The organism is Pseudomonas sp. P4_C3 (genome assembly GCF_056402075.1).
The window spans coordinates 1-3,323 of record NZ_JBFUIC010000399.1 but is presented as its reverse complement, the minus strand read 5'-3'; the positions used below and the strand labels follow the sequence as shown (position 1 = coordinate 3,323).

The 3,323-nt window shown below is 51.1% G+C and carries 4 protein-coding genes and 1 pseudogene; 1 reads left to right on the top strand and 4 read right to left on the bottom strand.

All coding sequences use genetic code 11. The annotated features are described in order from the left end of the window. From AC1DVH_RS28305 to AC1DVH_RS28295, 3 genes are all read right to left on the bottom strand, one after another. Positions 1–390, bottom strand: a 390-nt coding sequence (locus AC1DVH_RS28305; protein WP_477756571.1) for an Arm DNA-binding domain-containing protein, incomplete at its 3' end; no start/stop codon positions are given. 1,240 nt (positions 391–1,630) lie between these two features. Then, positions 1,631–1,909: a hypothetical protein gene (locus tag AC1DVH_RS28300; protein WP_223531551.1), complete on the bottom strand. Its 279-nt coding sequence runs from the start codon at positions 1,907–1,909 to the stop codon at positions 1,631–1,633. A gap of 568 nt (positions 1,910–2,477) precedes the next feature. After that, positions 2,478–2,681, bottom strand: coding sequence for a hypothetical protein (locus AC1DVH_RS28295; RefSeq protein WP_477756570.1), 204 nt, complete (start codon positions 2,679–2,681; stop codon positions 2,478–2,480). 51 nt (positions 2,682–2,732) lie between these two features. On the opposite strand from AC1DVH_RS28295, the pseudogene AC1DVH_RS28290 reads away from it, so the two are divergent. Next, positions 2,733–2,919: pseudogene (locus AC1DVH_RS28290) on the top strand (Lrp/AsnC family transcriptional regulator); the annotation flags it as partial. Between the two features lie 215 nt (positions 2,920–3,134). Here AC1DVH_RS28290 and AC1DVH_RS28285 read toward each other — a convergent pair. Beyond that, positions 3,135–3,323 (bottom strand): ester cyclase (locus AC1DVH_RS28285; RefSeq protein ID WP_477756569.1); only part of this gene is annotated, 189 nt, incomplete at its 5' end.

The window sequence follows — 3,323 nt, the reverse complement described above, 5'->3', positions numbered from 1 at the left end:
TTTCCAGCCCGCCCTGTGGGCAGCGATATAGTCGAGAGCAACGTCTTTGAAAGGGATTGCCTTAGCTCTTGCTGTGGCCTGAGCTATACGCTCGGCTTCTTTTTTCAACCGCTGTCGCTCCAACGCCTCATCCCGACGGGTGTGCGGATCGACGCCTGACTTGCTCAGCTTTCTGGCTGCTGCTGCTTTCTCACGAGCGTTCGCGAGACTTACTTCGGGGCTCCCGCCCAACCCCATGTCTCGGCTCTTGCCGGCAATCTTGTAGCGAAAGATCCAACTGGCGCCACCGGAACGGCCGACTTTTAAGTAGAGGCCGTCGCCATCATTGGTCATTCCAGCCAACCCGGCCCTGATTATCTTCTCTACGGCTTTTGTCGTCAGTGATGCCATTAGTCACCTCCTATTTAAAGGATGATGACTCAATCTAGATGAGTCTCAGCCCATACTCMAGCCCATACCTTGGCCCCTGGCTTTCCGTAGTCGCATGCGGAACACAAAAAACAAAAATCTTCATAAGCGACTGTTTTTAAAATTGTTTTTCGTACCAAATAGAACATCTATGGACGTCAATAAACATCAATCCACTCTCCATTGATGTAGGCACATGTTTCCAGGAGATCTGGGCGAGCAAGGTGACTCAGAGCATTTTTGGCAAGATTTTTCATGGATACCACTTGAGCATAATGTTGTTGGTACCAGTTTATTGATCTGAGACAGTGCCAAACATTAATAAACATCTGCCAAGTGGATAATTACTGCGTTTTTATATGTAACATCGATTATTTTATGCGCGTCGGTTTTTCCCAAGGTAAACATGCTTGAGACACCGCGCATTACCAGAACTGGAGGTACGATCGGGGTAAAAGGGGGACCGGCAGCAACATCCGTACTAATACAGCAATAACGTCGTCGATCTACCGCGACAACTGATCACAAAAGCGCCTGCGGCTATGCGGACGGCAATAGCGCCAGCACTATGTGTTGCGACCTATAGTTTAACTTGGGTGAGGAGTGCGCCGTTGGGCAAAGCCTATATGCTGGCCTCGGCCCCGACCTGTCGCATTTGGAGAAAAGCCTCAAACGCAAGCCGGCATGCTTGCGCCGCGCAGACCTAATTCGTGGTCTGCAAGATATCACGCTGTGTCATAACGAATTGGCGACATTGATATCGTCGAACACTCTAAAGCTGTTTGTTGAGGGTGTTGGCGCGCTATATTATCGAACATCCGAATTACGTGGCGCTGGCGTCAATGTGTGAGCAGACGCGTTTAGTCGGCGTCCAGCCCGCTACAATGACGCGCTTATCCGAGCAACTCGGCCCGAATCGTTACGACGAGCTGCGCCAACTCTATGCTGATGCCGTTCACAATAGAGATACGGGGTTTGCTGGGTCAGTTTTCGGTCAGCGGCAACAGTCCCAGCTCATCCGCGCATTGCTTATCTGCTACTTCATGGTTATTCGCTAGGTTTGTGGGACAAGGCCTGTGATGTAGCCAGCTTGCTGGGTGAGCACGATATTTTGCGCGGAGCAGGTGCGGACGTCAAAACCCGCCCTACAGCGGGCTAGTGGGGTATTACCGGTCAGATAAAGCTTTGTTTCAGTGATGCTTGACTGTGGCAAGGCTGATATTCAGTTCTTTTGTGTAGTAACGATCTGTTTTGCTGCGCCTCTATCACTGCGCCTATCACTTGATAGTCGATCACGCTCGTGCTTTTGGTGGAGGGCGAGATACTCGTCCACATCTTCCTGCGTGCGATGCTCCTGCCCCAAAAGCGACTCACTCAAGCAATTGAACCGCATTGATTCCTCGAACGTTAGGCCAGCAAATACTTCGTTGCCCTGAAGGTCCGTGCTAAGGGCTCGTATTTTTTTGAGGTATGCGCGCTGCATGTCCGTAAGTACAAGCATTTAGACCTCCTGTTAATTGGCACTGCAAAGGTGTGCCGCAATGCGCAGGGCCGAATAGATTTTGGCGATAAATATCATCCAGTTGCCCCCTAGTGATAATTCAAACTGAGTGCAGAGCTGAACACGTATTCCAGCCGGTCAAATTAAAGTGATCGCTGGTAGCGCGGGGCGCAGTTATTATTGTTCAACGCCAGATCTTGGGCTGCCGTCATTCAAACTCGGCCAGGAATGCAAATGTATCAAATTGAAGCGGGTAAGATCAGCATGGCTGACGTTACTGCCTCCAGGCTAAGCCTGGCCGAACACTTATAACCCAAGAACATTGAACGAGCTAAACATCAGGATCGACTAATGGACTAAAGACGAAATACGATGCCTTGAACGTGTCCGCAAATCAGAGACCCAACGTGCCTCAGATGTAATCTCTTTAAACATACGCAGCTACGCGAACACCGCCGAACGCTTACCCCCCCTTAAAAGGTAGCCATCGCCTGTGTATTCACCAAAGTCGATGAACGCAGCTTAGCCACAAACGGACTGGGGGATTGCGCTCCTAGATTGCCGTGAATCAAGGCTCTGGGAACGGCAATGGCACATCGGTGCCGCGGCGCACCGCAAACACGTTCAGGGTCATTGCCACCAATGCGTAGTAACCCAACACCCCGATCAACTCGACGACCGCTGGCTCGTTAAAGGTTTCGATGGCCTGCGCGTACAGCGCATCATTCACACGACGATCCTGATACGGCGCTTTGGCGACGCGGTAGACCACACGTTCGTCTTCCCGCTCAAAATCAGGCTCGGCCTGCTGTCGTAGTGCTTCAACGCCCGCGAAAGTGTTGCCCTACTCGCTCGAAAGCTTGGTATAGCTAGGACAACCGTGACCTCAAGAATAGCCCAATTGGAGAAAACGAAAGTAATTACGGGGTACGGGTGTACGCCTAGGCCAGCAGCTGATAGACGGTGGTATCCAGGCTTATGTAGGTATAACCGTACAATCGCGCGCAGGTGGAAATGAACATCTTCGCCAACAGGAATAAGCAAATCGTGCCGGACACTCTTTGAATCATCAGATGAACATGGTCAAACTCCCCATTCATCGTACATCTGGTATAAATCGCGCCACTAAATGCAAGTATGGATCGCTATTATCGACAGCACCCTGCCCAGGGTGACCTCACTGCGTAGGCAGGCCTCCCCTGACAMTGCAAATTGTAATAACCCGTTACCAGCCCAGTTGCTTGTTAAAACCGAGGGCGTCGTAGTAGTCATGCTGCGTGAGAATTTTGCCGTTCTTGAGATGCATGAAACTAACACCCTTAAAGCTAAGGGGGCGCTGAGTGGCTGGGGTCTCGGCACTCCAGGGGCCGGTATTGGTGCCCTTGAACTCCCATTCAAAGGCAATGTTCTCTCC